Below are 16,623 nucleotides of genomic sequence, written 5' to 3'. Positions count from 1 at the left end.
AACAAACGGGCTCAGGCACCAAGCAAAAGCGACGTCGGCGAGCAGCCACCCCCGATTTTCAGTCCTGAAGGACGTCCCTGCAGGGGACATCGAGAGCTAACAAACCGTGCAGTCCCCCTCGGGGGCACGTTCGCGCTGCTGCCGCACGACCTGTGGGGTGCCGACGGCCGGACACCGCCTGGCTCGCCGCCGCCCCCTGGAGCTGACGAGCAGCCCGCCCCGAGTCCGGTGCCGAAGCCGGCCGAATCCGCACCGGACCCGGAGGCGTCAACGCAACCCGCGCCGTCCGCACAGCCGGGCACCGGGGGTTCGTCGACGCTCACATCACACTCCACCCTGTGGAGGAGTTCTTCATGATCAAGCGACCGTGGATCCGCCGCGTCAGACGCGCGTGCCAGTAGCTCATCCAGCAGCCGGGCCATCGACCAGCTCCCGCGGCGGACGCTTCTCGACATCCCCCACCGTAGACGATCGGCAGTGACCGGTGGCGATGCCCAGCACGGCTCTGCAAAGGTGCCCCTCCCGTGCGGGAACCTGGTCGACTCGACACCGTCGGTTCCTTTGCGGGAGGGGCACCCGGCTCACCTACACGCCGGCAGCCACCAGCTCGCGATCACCGTGGATCACGCAGGCTAGCGCTGCAGCGTCAGCAGACCCGGACGCCACGGCAATTGGTCGTAGGGGCCGCTGGCGCTGGGGGACTTGCCCTGGTAGAGGAACTGCAGGTTGCAGGGATCGATGGTCATGGTCTGGTCAGGGTTGCTGCGGACCAGGTCACCATGGCTGATGTCATTGGTCCAGGTGGCCCCGCTGTTGGCCTTGCCCGCGAACGGGTTGCTTTCGCTGCTGGCCTGCGGAGTCCACGAACCGCTCAGGCTGGAGGCCGTGAACGAGCGGAAGTACCGCCCATTCGCACCCATCGCCTCAACGATCATCAGGTACTGGTTCTGACCCTGAACCTTGTAGACCTGGACCGCCTCGAACAGGTTGGCCGTCGAGTCGCTCATCACCGTCGTGTACGACGAGCCGAAGCTACTCGGGAAGTCCCCGATCGGCATGCTCGCCCGATAGATCTTGCCATTGTCACCGGCGAAGAACAGGTACATGTTCGAACCGTCACCGATCAGCGTCTGGTCGATCGGGCCGGTACCGGAGCCCGAGATGCTGCCGGTGAACAGCGCCTGCGGCGAGGACCAGCCGTTGGGGTTGGTGGGGTCGCTCGACGTCCGGTAGATGAAGGGCCACGCACCCCACTGATACGCCAGCACCCAGATGTTCTTGGGCGCGAAGTAGAACAGCGTGGGCGCCACCGTGGCCTGACTCATCCCGGTCTGGCCGGCCGAAGCCATGTCAGACCAGTTCGTGAAGGGACTGAATGCCATCGAACCGTACGACGATCCCGACACGTTCGACGCGTAGACCAGGTGCTTGCCGTTGTAGACGACGTTGGTGAAGTCCTTGAGCGAGACCCACCCGTGCTGCGGCGTCGCCAACTGACCCGTCGACGTCCAGTGGTACGTCGACGGAAGAGAGCACGTGTCGGTCGGGGTCGGTGTCGGTGTCGTGCCCGACAGGCCAGTCCACTTCTGGTTGGAACCGCCGTTGCACGTCCAGATATCCACCGCAGTGCCGTTGGCCGTACCAGTGCCCGTGACGTCCAGGCACAGCCCGGACTCCACGCCGACCACCGTGCCGTCGGAGTTCACGCGCCACTGCTGGTTGGCACCACCATTGCAGGTCCAGATCTCCACCCGGGTACCGGCAGCGGTCGCGTGGTTCGGCACATCCAGGCACCTGCTGCCGTACACGGTCAGCTGGCCGCTGGAGGTCGAGGTCCACTGCTGGTTCGCGCCGCCCCAGCAGTCATAGATCTGCAGGAAGGTACCGTCGGTCTGGCTCTGGCCCGGCACATCCAGACACCGGCCGGCACCGACGCCGCGCAGGGCACCGGTGACGTCGGCCCGAGCCGGGTTGGCCACCAGCGTGACCGCGAGGGCGACCGCGCCTGCGGCCACCATGACCAGCGCCGCCGTCAGCGCGCGGCGCCCCTTACTGATACGTGCTCTGTACATGGGAACCTCCTCCCGGATCAACTGCGGGACCACTTCTGGTTGCTGCCACCCCAGCAGGAGTACAGCTGGATCTGGGTGCCGTTGCCGGTGCCCTGGCCAGAGGCGTCCAGGCACAGTCCGGATTGGACGCCGACGATGGTTCCGTCGGAGTTGACGCGCCATTTCTGGTTGTCGCCGCCGTGGCAGGAGTAGATCTGTACCTTGACGCCGTTGCCGGTGCCGGCGGCGTCCAGGCACTTGTCGCCGTAGACCTTGAACTCGTTGGCGGAGGTGTAGGTCCACTGCTGGTTGCTGTTGCTATTGCAGTCCCACAGCTGCACCTGGACGCCATCGACCGTGCTGGCGTTGGGCACGTCCAGACAGCGGCCGGAGGCAACGCCCTTGATCTGTCCGGTGCCGTCGGGCGGCGTGGGAGTCGGAGTAGAGGATGACCCGGCGCTGAGGGCGTTGAGAACAGAGGTGTAGGCGGGTTTCTTGTTGCCGTTGCCGTCGAAGAGGAGCGGGGTGTCGCCGGACCGCCAGGAGTCGCTGTCCCGTACGCCCCAGACCGTCATGCCGACGCAGCGCGAGACGGCCAGGCAGTCGTTGGTCACGTTGGCGTAGGTCGTGGCCGAGGCGCCCTGGATGTCCAGCTCGGTGATGGCCACGTCGACGCCCAGGGCGGCGAAGTTCTGCAGAGTGCTGCGGAAGTTGCTGTTGTAGGGGCTGCCGCTGTTGAAGTGAGACTGGAAGCCGACGCAGTCGATCGGGACGCCGCGGGACTTGAAGTCCTTGACCATGTTGTAGACACCCTGGGTCTTGGCGGCGTTCCAGTCCTCGATGTTGTAGTCGTTGTAGCAGAGCTTGACGTTCGGGTCGGCCGCCCGTGCGGTACGGAAGGCCACCTCGATCCAGTCGTTGCCGGTCCGCTGCAGGTTGGAATCGCGCCGACCTCCGGAGCCGCCGTCGGCGAAGGCCTCGTTCACCACGTCCCAGTAGGCGAGTTTGCCCTTGTAGTGGGCCATCACGCCATTGATGTGGTTGATCATCGCCTGGCGCAGCGAGCTCCCGCTCAGGCTCTGCATCCAGCCCGGCTGCTGGGAATGCCAGGCCAGGGTGTGGCCGCGGACCCGCATCCCGTGCTGCGCCGCCCAGCTGTAGACCTGGTCGCCGGCGGTGAAGTTGAACCGGCCCTGCTGGGGCTCGGTGGCGTCGATCTTCATCTCGTTCTCGGGCGTCACCATGGTGAACTCACGGCCCGCGATCGTGGTGTACGCCGAGTCGCCGAGCCTGCCTGCGGCGATGGCGGTGCCGAAGTACCGCCCGCTCTGCGCGGCCGCCGCGCCGAGCGTACTCGCCGCGGCATTCGAAGGAACCGCCACCGCCAGCGCAACGGTCGTCGTCCCGACGACGCCGAGGGCGAGGGCGACCAGGGCCCGGCGGAAGCGGCTGACGGATCGCCGGGTTCCGGGCGAGGGTGTTTCTTTGGTGCTCACTCCTTAGCCTCCATAAATCGCCGATCGGCCACCGGTGACTGCCGGCACGACCCCCCTCATGTCGTCAGCCGGCCGTCAAGCCCCCGGTGGTAAATGAAATCCTCGGGCCGGGTACCGGTCAGGATGCCGTGCAGGTGGGGGTGAGGGGGGAGGCGGCGCCGGTGGCGGTGAAACCGACCTGGGCGGCGGCACCCGGCGCGAGCGTGCCGTTCCACGACGTGTTGGTGATGGTGGCGGTGGATCCGCTGGTGATCAGTGTGCCGTTCCAGAGCTGGCCGATCGAGACGCCGCTGGGCAGCGACATGGTGAGCTTCCAGCCGTGGATCGCCGAGGCTCCGGCGGTGACGGTGATCTGTCCCTGGAATCCGCCCTGCCAGGAGCTCACCGTCTGGTAGGTCGAGGTGCAGCCGCTGCCACCCGACGACGGCGGATTGGGGGCCGTGCTCGCGAGGTTGTAGGCGAGGTCGGGGACGAAGTTACCGGCCGTGTAGACGCAGCCGTCGGCTTCGCCCGGCGGTTTCACCCACAGGTAGCCGTCGACGTTCTGGTCGCCGGTGGCGAGGGTCGGGTAGGCGCCGATGCGGTGGTCGGTGTTGTCATCGCCGCACCAGTCGCCTTGGGCGCCGACGGCACCGCCGTTGCGGCTGGTGTCGATGATCTGGTGTTTGCCGGAGATGCCTTGTGACTGTAGGTAGGAGATGATCGACCGGCCGTACGCCACCTCGTTCGACAGTGGCTGGTAGTTGGACACGTTGGTGAAGAAGCCATCGGCGTACTGGATGCCGGCGGCCTTGAGGCGGCTTCCCTGCTCGGTGGCGGAGTTCCAGGCCGAGTGGCCGCCGTCGAGGTACATCTTGGCGTTCGGGTCGGCGTTTTTGATCGTCTGCACCGCCCGCGCGATCGCCTGGTCACGGGCTGCGACCTCGGAACCGCTCAGACACGTTTGCAGGGCGAGCGCGTCGGTCTCCAGGATGACGATGACCGTCCGGCTGCCCACGCCCTGGGCGAAGTTCGCGATCCACTGCTGGTACTGGGTGTAGTCGGGGGCGCCGCCGGCGCTCGCGCCGCCGCAGTCGCGGTTGGGGATCTCGTACACCGAGAGCACGGGGATCTGGTTCGCGGCGTTCGCGGCGTTGACCACGCCGGAGACCTCCGACGCCACCGTGCCGGGGTTGAACGCCGCCAGCCAGCGCGCCTGAGGCTGGCTGGCGACCTTGTCCCGGATGACAGGGGTCCGCGCGTCGTTCGGGTTCGCCTCGACCCATCGGACGACCTGCGAGCTCGGGTCGCGATAGAGGGTGCCGGACAGCGTGCCGGCCCGGGCACTACCGGTGGTGATCAGGCCGGCGGTGACGGCCGCGCAGGCGACGGCCGTCGTGGCGACGGCCGCTCTCCAGCGGCTGCCACGCCGAGGGTGATCGCGCATGATCGTCCTTCCGTATGGGCGTGACTTGGGTCATGGGATCAGTTCTGGGTCCATTTCTGGTTGCTCCCGCCGTTGCAGGTCCACAGGATGATCTGTGTGCCGTTGGCGGTCCCGGCGCCGTTGGCGTCGAGGCACAAGCCGGACTGCCCGCTGGTGACGGTGCCGTCGGCGTTCACGTTCCACTGCTGGTCGGGTTGGCCGTTGCAGTCCCAGATGACCGCCCTGGTGCCAGGCGACGTACCGGCGCCATCGGCGCCCAGGCACTTACCGCCGTACACCTGCAGTTGCTTGGAGGAGGTGAGCGTCCACTTCTGGTTGCTGCCGCCGTTGCAGTCCCACAACTCCACCTGGGTGCCGTTGGTCTGGGAGAGGTTCGGTACATCCAGGCACCGGCCGGCACCGACGTTGACCAGCGCCGAAGTCGGTGTCGGGGTGGGGGTAGGGGTCGGCGGTTGGCCACCCTGGAACTGAGTGAAGAAGCCCCAGACCACTCCGGAGGTCCAGGTCCGCCAGCCGTCGCAGGTGCACCCGTCGATCGGCCCGGGGTCGTGACCTGCTCCGTCGAACGCGGCCCAGACGACCGGATACCCCGTCCGGCACCCGGAGTAGGTGGTGACGATGTGCGTCAGGCTGCCGTACGCCGGCTCGGGCGGGTTCTGCGGGGTGCAGCCGTTGTTCCGGACGAACGTGTCACGCAGCGCCCGCCCGGAAGAGATGTTCAGTACGTTGTCCCTGATGCCGTGCAGCCCGATGTAGGCGACGGGCTGCGTCCCGCCGCTGCACCCGCTGAGATTCGCGCCGGAGTAGACCGCGACCGCGCGGAAGACGGTCGGCCGGGCACAGGCGAGCGCGTACGTCATCGCGCCGCCGTAGCTGAAACCGCTAGAGAAGATCTGCGCCGTGTCGACGCACAGGCCGCCCTCGATCTGCCGGAGCATGTCGTCGACGAAGGTCACGTCCTGACCGCCGGAGTTGCCCCAGCCGTTGTTGATGCCCTGGGGCGCGACGAAGATCGTGCTGTTGTTCGCGTTGTCCGCCAGCCGCCTGAGTCCGTAGTAGGACCAGTTGTATCCATCGGTACCGCCCGAGTCGACATCGTTCGCGGTGCCGCCCACCCAGTGGAACCCGAAGATCAACCGGTAGGGGTGGTTGTTGTCGTAGCCGGCGGGCACCCGCAGGATGTAGCTGCGGTTCTGACCGCTGCTCTGAATCGAATGCGTACCGCTGGCCAGCGTCGGGGCCTTGCCGCATCCGGCGGTCGCCGCCGCGGGGCGGACAGCCGTGGACGACGGCGTTCTGCCGAGGCCGCTGCCCAGCGCCGCTCCGCCCATCGCCAGGACGACGAATGCCGCGACCACGACGGGTATGAGGAGGAACTTGGGTCTCATCTGGTCTTCCTTCTTCATCCGGGGGACGCCGACCGCCGATGCCGACCGGTCGGCGATCGACGGCGAACCGCGTACCAGCAGGTCGACCGGCGTCCCTGGCGGTGCGCCTAGGTCTGGCTCCATTTCTGGTTGCTGGCGCCGTTGCAGGGCCATAGCTCGACCGGTGTGCCGTTGGCGGTGGAGGCGCCGGTCACGTCGAGGCACAGGCCGGACTGGGTGCCGGTGATGGTTCCGTCGGTGTTGATCTGCCATTGCTGGTTGGCTCCGCCGTTGCAGTCCCAGATCTCGACCTTGGTGCCGGCCGTGGTCTGGTTGGCATAGGCGTCCAGGCATTTGGCGCCGTTGTAGACGGTGAGGCTGCCGCCCGAGGAGGTCCAGGTCTGGCCGGAGCCGCCGTTGCAGTCCCAGATCTGCGCCTGCGTCCCGTTGGTCTGCGACGCGTTGGGCACGTCCAGGCACCTGCCCGCCCCGACGGCGCGAATCGGTCCGGAGATGGTGCCCCCACCCCTCGCGTCGCCGATGCTCCCTGGGACCGACTTCAGCGCGGTGAACCAGGTGGCGGCCATCTTGTCGTATCCGGTGGCGTTGGGGTGGACGCCGTCGACCAGGTCGGCGGCGGTCAGCGCGGCATGCATGTCCACCAAGTGCACGTGCTTGCCCGCGCCGGCTTTGCTCTGGACGATGCCGGGGATCGCGGCGTTGAACGTACGGACATTCGCCTCCCTGGAGTCGCCCCCGAGCGGGATGATCGTGGCGACGAAGACCTCGGCGGTGGGCACGGTGGCGGTGATGTGGTCGATCAGTGCCGACAGCCGGACGGGTGCGTTCGCCAGGTCGTAGTTCTGGAGGACGTCGTTGGTGCCGATGTGCAGCAGGACGGTGTGCGGCGTGTAGGTGTGCAGCCAGCCGGCGATGTTCGCGTCGATCTGGTCGATGCGCCAGCCCGAGTGTCCCTCGTGGTCGTGGTCGCCCAGGCTCGCCGGCCCGTTGGACAGCGAGCCGACGAAGTCGACCCGATAGCCGGCGTTGACGAACCGCTGCCACAGACCGATCCGGTACCCGCCGGGCACCGTCGCGCCATCGGTGATCGAGTCGCCGAGCGGCATGACCCGCACGCCGCCGTTCGACTCGGCGTAGGCGGTCCCGACGCCGGCCTGGGCGCCGACCGCCAGGACCAGCGCGGCGAGGACGCAGGCCCACAGCAGGAAGGCTCTGCGCATCACTCACCCCTCAGCAGTACATTCGGCGACACAGTGCCCACCATCGGCTCATCCCTTCGCGCTTCAGCGCTCCCGCACTGTGGGAGATGGGACGGCCGCGTTCCCGGTCGCCGCATCTCTTCGGCGGTGTCGCTGAGTGTGTCGAATCGATTCGCGGAATCGATTTGACCGGAGGCTACGACTGGGGGTGAAACCAGGTCAATGCCGCTTCCCCGACACTTCCCTACAGAAGGAGACGAAAAGTCGCGCACCGTAGATTCGCCCTGGTGAGTGGGCCGAACCGCGTCCAGCGACCGCCCCCGGACGTCGGCGTTCTTTCACCGCGGTTTTCATCGGGGCCGCACAGCCTCCCGCCGCGGCCCCCCGCTCGGCGTCGCGCGGATGGTCAGCAGCGCGGCGGCTTCGACCTCGCACCGATGAAAGCACATGAAAGCCAGGAGACTCCCCCTCCGGCTACCATCCCTCCTGACCTGCGTCGCCACGGCCTCCTGCCACAAGCGACGCCTGGCCACCGTGCTGGTCCTCCTGGTCGCGCCGGTGATCGCGCTGGGGTCCGCGCCGCCGGCGTCGGCGCTCGGCAACGGGCTGGCGCTGACGCCGCCGATGGGCTGGAACGACTGGAACGCCTATGGCTGCAACGTCAGCGAGCAGCTCGTCGAGCAGACCGCGCAGGCGATGCACAACAACGGCATGCAGGCCGCCGGCTACCAGTACGTCAACATCGACGACTGCTGGATGGCCTCCAGCCGCAACGGAAGCGGCAACCTGGTCGCGAGCTCCTCGAAGTTCCCCGACGGCATCGCCGCCGTCGCGAACTACGTGCACTCGCTCGGCCTGAAGCTCGGCATCTACGAGGACGCCGGCACCGCGACCTGCGCCGGATACCCCGACAGCTACGGACACGAGCAGCAGGACGCGAGGCTCTTCGCCTCTTGGGGAGTCGACTACCTCAAAGAAGACTGGTGCAACATCCCGTTCGGCGACTTCTCGGGGCGGTCGCACCAGCAGGTCACCCAGACCCTCTACACGCGGATGCGCGACGCGCTGTCGGCGACCGGCCGCTCAATCGTCTTCAGCATGTGCAACGGCTGGGACTCCAGCGTGCAGCCCTGGAACTGGGCGGGCCCGGTGGCGCACCACCGTCGACGTCCAGCCGAACTTCGCCAGCATGCTGAACAACTTCCACATCAACGTCGGGCTGGCCTCGCACGCCGGGCCGGGCGCGTGGAACGACCCGGACATGCTCGAGATCGGCAACGGCATGACCGCGACCGAGGACCAGGCGGAGTTCAGCGCCGCAGTCGCAGCCCTCGCCGCGGTGATCGCGTTGACGGTCGCCACCTGGCCCGCATCCGCCGCCGGCAAATCCGTACCAGCGGGGTCCGGACCCCACCCTGGCCAGCGTGGCAACCAGCCGGGGAACCTTCGCCACCATGCAGGTCAGCGTGCCACCCGGCAACGGCTTCAACGGCGGGACGATCTACTACCCGACCGACACCAGCCAGGGAACCTGGGGCGCGGTCGCGATCGTCCCCGGCTACACCGCCCTGTTCGCCAACGAAGAGGCCTGGATGGGACCGTGGCTGGCCTCTTTCGGATTCGTCGTCATCGGCGTCGAGACCAACAGCCGCACCGACAGCGCCGATGCCCGGGGAACCGAACTGCTGGCCGCCCTGGACTACCTCATCCAGAAGAGCACCGTGCACGATCGGGTCGACGCCGCCCGGTTGTCGGTGATCGGCCACTCCGCGGGTGGGGCCGGCGCCCTCCTCGCAGCGCTCCAGCGGCCCTCGCTGAAGGCCGCGGTCGGGCTCGCACCTGGTTCGCCCGTCGGGAACCTGAACCTGTTCACCGACCGAGTGCCGACCATGGTGATGGGCGGGCAGAACGACACCGTGGTCACGCCGTCCTATCTCGACGGCCTGTACGCCACCATGCCGGCCCCGACCCAGAGCGACTTCATCCAACTCGCCGGCGCCGACCACCTCGCCTACACACACCCCAACGGTGTTCAGTCGACGGTGCAGGCGGTTCCATTGAGGGTGAACGCGCTCGGCGCAGCCGCGTTGCCGGACTGGTCCGCCTGGAACCCGACGCTGGTCGAGGCGCCGGGTGCCAGGGTCGCGTTGTAGCTCAGGTTCTTGGCCGTGATCTGGCCGCTGTTTCCGCTGTAGGTGGCGTTCCACCCGGAGGTGATGGTCTGTCCCGTCGGCAGCGTGAACGCCAGGGACCAGCCGTTGATCGCGCTGGTGCCCGTATCGGCAATGGTGATGTTCTCGGTCATGCCGCCGGACCAGGAGCTGACCGTCGCGGTCACGCGGCAGGCGGACGAACCGCCGGTCCCCCCGCCACCACCGCTACCACCGCCGCTGCCGTCCAGGCCGAAGAAGTGGATCGCATAGGCCGCCATTCCCGGATGCGGCAGATCGTGGCCCGCTCCGGCGATCGTGTACGCCTCGACGTCCACGTTGCCGGACGAATCGGCGAACCGCCGCCGGGTCCACCCGGACTGCGGGGTGTCGGTGGACGTGGGCGTCTGGCTGAGCCCGACGACATTCGTCCACTCGTCGACCTCCTCCTGCAGCATCGAGTAGGGCAGCACGGAGTCGGACGTGCCGTGCCACGCCTGTACGCGCGGCCGGGGTCCGGTGTAGCCCGGGTAGGCGTTGCGGACCATGTCGCCCCACTGCTGTGGCGTCTTGTCGCCGCACAGGCCGCCGCCGGCCATGCATCCGTAGGGGATGCCGGAGAACGGCGCGCCGGCCTTGAACACGTCCGGGTTCACCGCGAGCAGGTTGTTGGTCTCCATGGCGCCCGAGGAGAAGCCGGTGGCGAACACGCGCTGCGGGTCGCCGCCGTAGTGCTGCTCCGCGTAGGTCACCATGTTGACGATCGACACCGGGTCGCTGCCGCCGCCATGGTGCAGGGCCGCGTCCGACCACACGTCGAAGCAGCTCGACATGCCGTTGATGCTGTGCGACGCCTGCGGGTAGATGACGATGAAGCCGTACCTGTCGGCCAGCGAGGCGAACTCGGTGCCCTGGTAGAAACCGGGGGCCCAGCCGTTGCAGCCGTGCATCGCCACCAGGATGGCCGGGTGGGCCGCCGCGCTGCCGGGGACGTAGACGTACATCTGCATGTTGCCGGGGTTGGCGCCGAAGTTCGACACCTGTGTCAGGGACGCCGCCGACGCTCGCGGCACGAGCGCCGTGGTCATGGCCAGCGTCGTGGCCACGGCCGCGACGGCGATGCCGGCGAGCGTCTTGATGAACCTTCTCACCGCTCCTCTCCTTCTTCGCGGGCCTGTGCGGGCCCGTGATCATGTCGCAGGGATTCTCTGGGCAGGGCGGACCGTTCGGCGGCGGCCGTCCGGGCCGCCGCGTGGTAGGGGCGGGCGCGACGCGCCGTCGGCGCCGACCTGGTCCGGCGGGCGGGCGCGACCTGGCGTCGGCGTCCGCCCGCCGGCGAACGGGGGGATCCGTGGTCAGGCCGGGTGGTCAGTTGGGGGTGAAGTCCTGGTTGGAACCGGCCGCGTTCTTGCACGGCCACTGGTCGAGTTGCTGGCCCTGGTTGCTGCCGGCGCCGTAGACGTCCAGGCACAACCCGCTGTTCTGGTTCTGGAGCGACCACGAACCATCGGACTGCGCCACCGGCTTCCACATCGAACTCGCCGCACCGTTACGCGCCTGCTGCACGATGTCCGGACTCCCCTGCGCCGTCGAACCGTTCGCCACCGCGATCACCTGCCCGGAGTTCTGCGCCTGCAACTCCCCAAAGCCATTCGACCCCGGCACGAACTGGAACTGCTGATTCGACTGCCCGTTGCAAGACCACTGATCGATCGCCGCACCCGCGGAGCTCGTGTTCCCGTACACGTCCAGACACAGCCCATCGTTACCGGCTATGAGTTGGTGATAGCCGCTCGGGAAGCTCCCGCCACCACCGCCGCCACCGGACCCGTATCCGGCAGCGGTGATACTGGCCTGTACCGCGTCCTCGGTGGCGTCGGTCGGGTAGCCGGAGGTCATGACGCCTTCATAGAAGGTCCCGGCCGAACCCTTGCTGTTGTCGCCGCCGATGCCCAGGATGATGGCGCCTTCCTTGTGCATCGGGTTGTATCCGGCGACGTTGGGGCGGGCGCCGTTGTAGAAGGTGGACAGGCTCCCGGACTGTGCGTTGCCGCCTCGGATGGCCCAGTGGTTCGGCTCGCCCTTGACGACGGCCGTGGTGTACCGGTAGTTGATCGTCGGGTCATTGGCGTTGTAATGCTGGTTCACGCCGGAGAACAGGCCGTTCTCCAGATCGGCCATGATCCAGGGCCCGTTGCCCGTGCCATAGCCCCAGACCTTGATGTTGCCGAAGTAGATGGCCTCCATGTGGCCGTTGCCGGTGTCGTTGTTGCTCGTCTCGGCGTTCCCGTAGTCGAAGCAGCACCCGCCGTTGTAGTGCGTGCCATCGAAGATCGCGTACTCGCCCTCGGCCTGGTCGCCGGTCGCGATGCCGTTCGTGCGGTCGTTGCGGTAGCCGGTGCCCGCGGCGACGTACACGCCGTAGGCCTTGTGACCGCCCACGGTGGTGGGTGCCGCGGTCGCGTTGGCCAGGTTGTCCGGGCCGCCGGCCGCTCCGCCACCGGGTGCCTGGGTCAGGTTGTTCCCCCGCCCGGACTGGTCATAGATGATCGTGATGACGCAGCTCGTACCGGCGCAGAAGGAGTCCTGGGCGGCGGCGTCGGCGACACCGCCCGCGGACAGCACACCGATGTCGCGGGTGGTGTTGTCCGACGAGCGGCGCACCTGGTACAGCGAGCCGTTGTAGGAGGCGTACAGCGCGCGGGTCGTGCTGTGCGCCGCCACACACGGCGTACCGCCGGACGCATAGATGTCACACGGCAGCGATGCCGCGGACGCGGTGCCGGTGGCCGTCGGCGTGCCGAGGGCGAGCACGGTCGCCGCCGCGGCCGTCAGGGAGGCTGCGACCGGCCGCGGCGGTCGCCGACGGATGGGGATTGAGGACATGGACAGGACCTCCGTCATCGCGGATACGGGTGGAGCGGGCAGTGGTCGAGGGCCGCGCGGCCGGGCGATGCTCAGACCCCGGTGATGGTCCATTCGTTGTTGGTGCTGGAGTTCGGCGCCCACAGCACGGTCGTCGCGCCGTTGCCGGTGCTGCCCGCGCCGTCGAGCGCCGTGCCGGTGCCGCGGTTGATGACCTGGTAGCGGCCGTTGCCGACGCCGTTGAGCCGCCACTGCTGGTTGTTGCCGCCGTTCCAGGCGGCCTGCAGGCAGCTCGCGCCGTTGGCGGTGTTGCCCCCGCTGTCGGCCACCATGCCGTTGGTGCGGTTGACGATGCGGTAGTAGCCGCTGCCCAGGTCCACCAGTTGCCACTGCAGGTTGGTGGACCCGTCCCAGCCCCACTGTTTGAGCACCGACCCGGACGCGACGTTGCCGCCGCTGTCGAGGACCAGCCCGCTGGTCACGTTGGCGATCTTCACCCAACCGGTCGGGGTGGTGCCCGAGCCGAGGGCCGGGATCTGGCCGGAGAAGGTCAGCTTGACCACGTACGCCAGGGCGCTGAACGGGGCGCTGGACGAGGGCATCGAGATGTTCAGGCCGGAGCCGTCCTGATTGCGGTTCGGCAGGTTCACGTACGAGCCGGCGACCTGATCGAGAAGCTGGACCGAGGTCAGGCTGCTCAGGTTGATCTGGCCGGAGTTCAGGGTCGTGATGGTCAGCGTGCTTCCCGGCCAGCCCATCACGGTGGCGTACAGCACCGTGTTGTCCTTGCTGCGAGTGAACCGGATGTCCTTGTTCGTCCCCTCCCGCGGTGTGGTGAACGAGCCGCCGCCCATCTGGGTGGGGCCCTCGCCGAAGGACGCCCAGGCGCGGGTGGCGTAGATGGACTCACCGAACCGCTTGAGGTAATCCCCCATGCCCTGCAGGATCGCCTGCTGCCCGGACGGGATGGTGCCGTCGGCCATCGGCGCGATGTTGAGGACCATGGTGCCGTTCTTGCTGACCCGGTCGATCAGCGCGTGCGTCATCGCCTTTGTCGAGTAGTAACCGATGCCGACGGTGTAGCACCAGCTGGAGCTGGAGACGCTGTCGTCGGTCTCCCAGTAGGGGGTCTGGATGCCGGCCGGGCCGCCTCGCTCGAAGTCGAAGACCTCGCCCTTGTTGTCGAACCCGTCCTTGTAGGTGGCCACGACGTCCTTGTTCCAGGCGACGGCCTGGTTGTAGTAGTACGCGAGGAACTGAAGCCGCATCGGCTCCTGCACCAGGTTCAGGTCGAAGTCCTGGTAGATGATGTCGGGTTGGTAGCCGTCGATGACCTCCTTGAGCTTGTCGTACCAGAGTTGGTTCTCCGCAGTGGTGCCGAGCTGGGCGTACAGCTTCTTGAGGGTGGTCGTGGACTGCGCCGGGACGTGGTCGTAGTAGCCGTTGAAGTGGTAGGCGTGATGCAGCGACACGTACAGCTTCAAGCCCTTGGACCGGATGGCGTCGGCGTGCTGGCGCAGCAGGTCGAGCCTGGGCCCGGTGGCGACGGAGTTCCACTCGTTGGCCGAGCTGTTCCACATCGAGTAGCCGTCGTGATGCTCGGCCACCGGACCCGCGAACTTCGCGCCGGCGTCGGCGAACAGCTGCGCCCACGCGTTCGGGTCCCAGTTGCCGCCCGCCGACTTCAGCTTCGGCGCGAACTGCACCCAGTTGCCGGCCTTGTCGCGGGCACCGTCGATGAAGTTGTGGTACGGCCACACCGACGGATCCCCGTACACGCTCTTGTGGTGGTTGTTCTCGGCCGAGCCGCTGATGTACATGTTCCGCGGGTACCACTCGTTGCCGAAGGCGGGGACGCTGAATACGCCCCAGTGGTAGTAGATGCCGAACTTGGCGTCCTGGTACCACTCGGGCGCCGGCGGATGCTGATCCACCGACGCCCAGGTCGCGGTGTAACTGCTCGGGCCGGTGGTGGCCCCGGCGGTACGGAAGCCCAGCAGGCCGGCGGCGACGGTGACGCCGGCCGTGGTGAGGAGGCTCCGGCGGCTCAGCTGGAACTGGTGCGAAGGCATGACGGGAAACCTTTCGGCAGGGCGGAGTAGTTCGAGGGATGTGGGGCCGGCGGAACGGGTGGTCGGGCCGGGCGCCGGCCGGACGCGTCGTACACACGTCCGGCCGGCGTCGGCGATCCTGCGGTCGAGATGATCAGCCGGTGGTGCAGGCGGTGCCGTTGAGCACGAAGTTCGAAGGCACCGGATTACTGCCGTTGTTCCAGGAGCCGTTGAAGCCGAAGCTCGTGCTGCCGCCCGTGGCCAGGGAGCCGTTGTAGGAGACGTTCTTGGCGGTCACGGCCGACCCGTTCTGGGTCACGGCGGCGTTCCACGCCTGTGTCACCTGCTGCCCCGCGCCGAACGACCAGGTCAGCGTCCAGCTCGAGACTGGATCGCCAAGGTTGGTCACGCTGACGTTCGCGCCAAACCCGCCGCCCCACTGCGAGCTGATCGTGTACTTCACCGAGCACCCGCCGTTGCCGGGCGGCGTCGGCGTGGGTGTCGGCGTGGGAGTGGGCGAACCGTCGCCCCCGTACGGGACACCGCCGGCGAGGGCGGACAGGGCCGCATCGTAGGCGGGCTTCTTGTTGCCGCCGCCGTCGAACAGCAGCGGGTTCTCACCGCTGCGCCAGGAGTCGCTGTCGCGGATGCCCCACACGGTGATGCCGGCGCAGCGGGCGATGTTCACGCAGGCCTTGACCGTGTTGGAGTAGGCGGTCGCCGGCGCCTGCGCGATGTCGAGCTCGGTGAGCTGGACGTCGACGCCGAGCGCGGCAAAGTTGGACAGGGTGGTCTGGAAACTCGCCGGCGGGCCGCCCGAGCCGAAGTGGCTCTGGAAGCCGACGCAGTCGATGGGCACGCCGCGGGCCTTGAAGTCCTTGACCATGGCGTAGACGCCCTGCGTCTTCGCGTCGGTCCAGTTCTCGATGTTGTAGTCGTTGTAGCAGAGCTTGGCGTTCGGGTCGGCCGCCCGCGCGGTGCGGAACGCCTCCTCGATGAAGCCGTTGCCGAGCACGTTCTGGAACACCGAGCCCCGGTGCTGGGTGCTGCCGTCGGCGAACGCCTCGTTCACCACGTCCCACGCGTAGATCTTGCCCTTGAAGTGGGTCATCTCGGTGGTGATGTGGTTGTCCATCACGCTGCGCAGCGTGTTGGCGTCACCGATGCCGCTGACCCATCCGGGCAGCTGGTTGTGCCAGACCAGCGTGTGGCCGCGCATGCGCTGCCCGTGCGCCAGGGCGTGGCCCACGATCTGGTCGGCGGGGCCGAAGTTGAACGACCCTCGGGACGGTTCGGTGGTGTCCCACTTCATCTCGTTCTCCGGGGTGATCATGTTGAATTCCCGGTCGAGAATCGTGGAATACGTCGAGTCGCCGAGCCTGCCGGCGGCCACCGCGGTACCGAAGTAACGCCCGGACGCCGCGGCCTGCGCGCCCAGCGTGCCGGCCGCCTGCGCCGGTCGGGGAACGAGCAGGGCGGCCCCGGCGACCGCGGCGGCGGCCGACAGCACCGAGACCAGCGCCCGTACCCGGCGGGGTTGGATCAGAGGTTTCATACTTCTCCTGGCGTTCGATATCTCGACCTATGACGCGAGATATTGGTTTACGTATTCAGCCGGGAGTATCCGGGCCAGAGCGGCGGAGTCAAGGTGCCTGGCATTCGCGCGGACCGGCGTATCATCGCGGCGCTGGTAGCGGCGGCCAAGCGACCGATGGAACTGTGGCGCGCATGAAAATAAATGAAAATGACGTGGTAACGCATGCCTTACCGATCCGGCGCATGACATCGGGGCTCCGAGCCAGAGAAACGATTCAGCGGGGAGTGAAGTCCTGGTTGGAACCGGCCGCGTTCTTGCACGGCCACTGATCCAGCTGCTGACCCTGATTACCGCCGGCGCCGTAGACGTCCAGACACAACCCGCTGTTCTGATTCTGGAACGACCACGAACCATCGGACTGCGCCACCGGCTTCCACATCGAACCCGCCGCACCATTACG

Annotated in this window: 10 protein-coding genes and 3 pseudogenes; 3 read left to right on the top strand and 10 right to left on the bottom strand. The window is 67.7% G+C overall.

All coding sequences use genetic code 11. The features are described from left to right. Positions 1-632: 632 nt before the first annotated feature. The 5 genes from AB0I04_RS53420 to AB0I04_RS53400 form a co-directional block, all read right to left on the bottom strand. Positions 633-2,093 carry a non-reducing end alpha-L-arabinofuranosidase family hydrolase gene (locus AB0I04_RS53420; RefSeq protein WP_360904165.1) on the bottom strand — a complete coding sequence of 487 codons (1,461 nt, stop codon included), beginning with the start codon at positions 2,091-2,093 and terminating at the stop codon, positions 633-635. Then, positions 2,090-3,547, bottom strand: a complete 1,458-nt coding sequence (locus AB0I04_RS53415) for an endo-1,4-beta-xylanase (protein ID WP_360904162.1) — start codon at positions 3,545-3,547, stop codon at positions 2,090-2,092. Before AB0I04_RS53415 ends, AB0I04_RS53420 begins: the two co-directional genes overlap by 4 nt. 118 nt (positions 3,548-3,665) lie before the next feature. Then, positions 3,666-4,973, bottom strand: coding sequence for a glycoside hydrolase family 6 protein (locus AB0I04_RS53410; protein ID WP_360904159.1), 1,308 nt, complete (start codon positions 4,971-4,973; stop codon positions 3,666-3,668). A gap of 38 nt (positions 4,974-5,011) precedes the next feature. Further along, on the bottom strand, positions 5,012-6,361 hold the full coding sequence (locus AB0I04_RS53405) for a ricin-type beta-trefoil lectin domain protein (protein ID WP_360904156.1): 1,350 nt from the start codon (positions 6,359-6,361) through the stop codon (positions 5,012-5,014). A 107-nt stretch (positions 6,362-6,468) separates the two neighbouring features. Continuing rightward, positions 6,469-7,581 carry an RICIN domain-containing protein gene (locus AB0I04_RS53400; RefSeq protein ID WP_360904153.1) on the bottom strand — a complete coding sequence of 371 codons (1,113 nt, stop codon included), beginning with the start codon at positions 7,579-7,581 and terminating at the stop codon, positions 6,469-6,471. Positions 7,582-8,007: 426 nt separating this feature from the next. On the opposite strand from AB0I04_RS53400, the pseudogene AB0I04_RS53395 reads away from it, so the two are divergent. The 3 pseudogenes from AB0I04_RS53395 to AB0I04_RS53385 form a co-directional block, all read left to right on the top strand. Then, positions 8,008-8,652, top strand: a pseudogene (locus AB0I04_RS53395) (glycoside hydrolase family 27 protein); the annotation flags it as partial. Between the two features lie 67 nt (positions 8,653-8,719). Continuing rightward, a pseudogene (locus AB0I04_RS53390) lies at positions 8,720-8,890 on the top strand (hypothetical protein); the annotation flags it as partial. A 124-nt stretch (positions 8,891-9,014) separates the two neighbouring features. Beyond that, positions 9,015-9,473: pseudogene (locus AB0I04_RS53385) on the top strand (PHB depolymerase family esterase); the annotation flags it as partial. 119 nt (positions 9,474-9,592) lie between these two features. On the opposite strand, the gene AB0I04_RS53380 reads toward AB0I04_RS53385, so the two are convergent. The 5 genes from AB0I04_RS53380 to AB0I04_RS53360 form a co-directional block, all read right to left on the bottom strand. After that, positions 9,593-10,861 carry a PHB depolymerase family esterase gene (locus tag AB0I04_RS53380; protein WP_360904150.1) on the bottom strand — a complete coding sequence of 423 codons (1,269 nt, stop codon included), beginning with the start codon at positions 10,859-10,861 and terminating at the stop codon, positions 9,593-9,595. Positions 10,862-11,078: 217 nt separating this feature from the next. Further along, a complete protein-coding gene (locus AB0I04_RS53375; protein ID WP_360904147.1) occupies positions 11,079-12,596 on the bottom strand; it encodes an arabinofuranosidase catalytic domain-containing protein in 1,518 nt (505 codons plus the stop codon). 71 nt (positions 12,597-12,667) lie between these two features. Continuing rightward, positions 12,668-14,647, bottom strand: a complete 1,980-nt coding sequence (locus AB0I04_RS53370) for an alpha-L-fucosidase (RefSeq protein WP_360904144.1) — start codon at positions 14,645-14,647, stop codon at positions 12,668-12,670. Positions 14,648-14,780: 133 nt separating this feature from the next. Beyond that, positions 14,781-16,181 (bottom strand): endo-1,4-beta-xylanase, encoded by a 1,401-nt coding sequence (locus AB0I04_RS53365; RefSeq protein ID WP_360904141.1) that lies wholly within the window; start codon positions 16,179-16,181, stop codon positions 14,781-14,783. A 256-nt stretch (positions 16,182-16,437) separates the two neighbouring features. Further along, a partial coding sequence (locus AB0I04_RS53360) for an RICIN domain-containing protein (RefSeq protein ID WP_360904138.1) occupies positions 16,438-16,623 on the bottom strand: 186 nt, incomplete at its 5' end.

Source organism: Actinoallomurus sp. NPDC050550 (genome assembly GCF_040655075.1).
In the GTDB taxonomy this organism is placed as follows: domain Bacteria; phylum Actinomycetota; class Actinomycetes; order Streptosporangiales; family Streptosporangiaceae; genus Actinoallomurus.
The sequence above is the reverse complement of the archived record's forward strand: the minus strand, read 5'-3'. Positions and strand labels throughout refer to the sequence as shown.

Coding starts and splice junctions, on each gene's coding strand:
- AB0I04_RS53405 (WP_360904156.1), bottom strand. CDS start 6,361: ATGAGACCCAAGTTCCTCCTCATACCCGTCGTGGTCGCGGCATTCGTC.
- AB0I04_RS53410 (WP_360904159.1), bottom strand. CDS start 4,973: ATGCGCGATCACCCTCGGCGTGGCAGCCGCTGGAGAGCGGCCGTCGCC.
- AB0I04_RS53370 (WP_360904144.1), bottom strand. CDS start 14,647: ATGCCTTCGCACCAGTTCCAGCTGAGCCGCCGGAGCCTCCTCACCACG.
- AB0I04_RS53365 (WP_360904141.1), bottom strand. CDS start 16,181: ATGAAACCTCTGATCCAACCCCGCCGGGTACGGGCGCTGGTCTCGGTG.
- AB0I04_RS53375 (WP_360904147.1), bottom strand. CDS start 12,596: ATGTCCTCAATCCCCATCCGTCGGCGACCGCCGCGGCCGGTCGCAGCC.
- AB0I04_RS53400 (WP_360904153.1), bottom strand. CDS start 7,581: ATGCGCAGAGCCTTCCTGCTGTGGGCCTGCGTCCTCGCCGCGCTGGTC.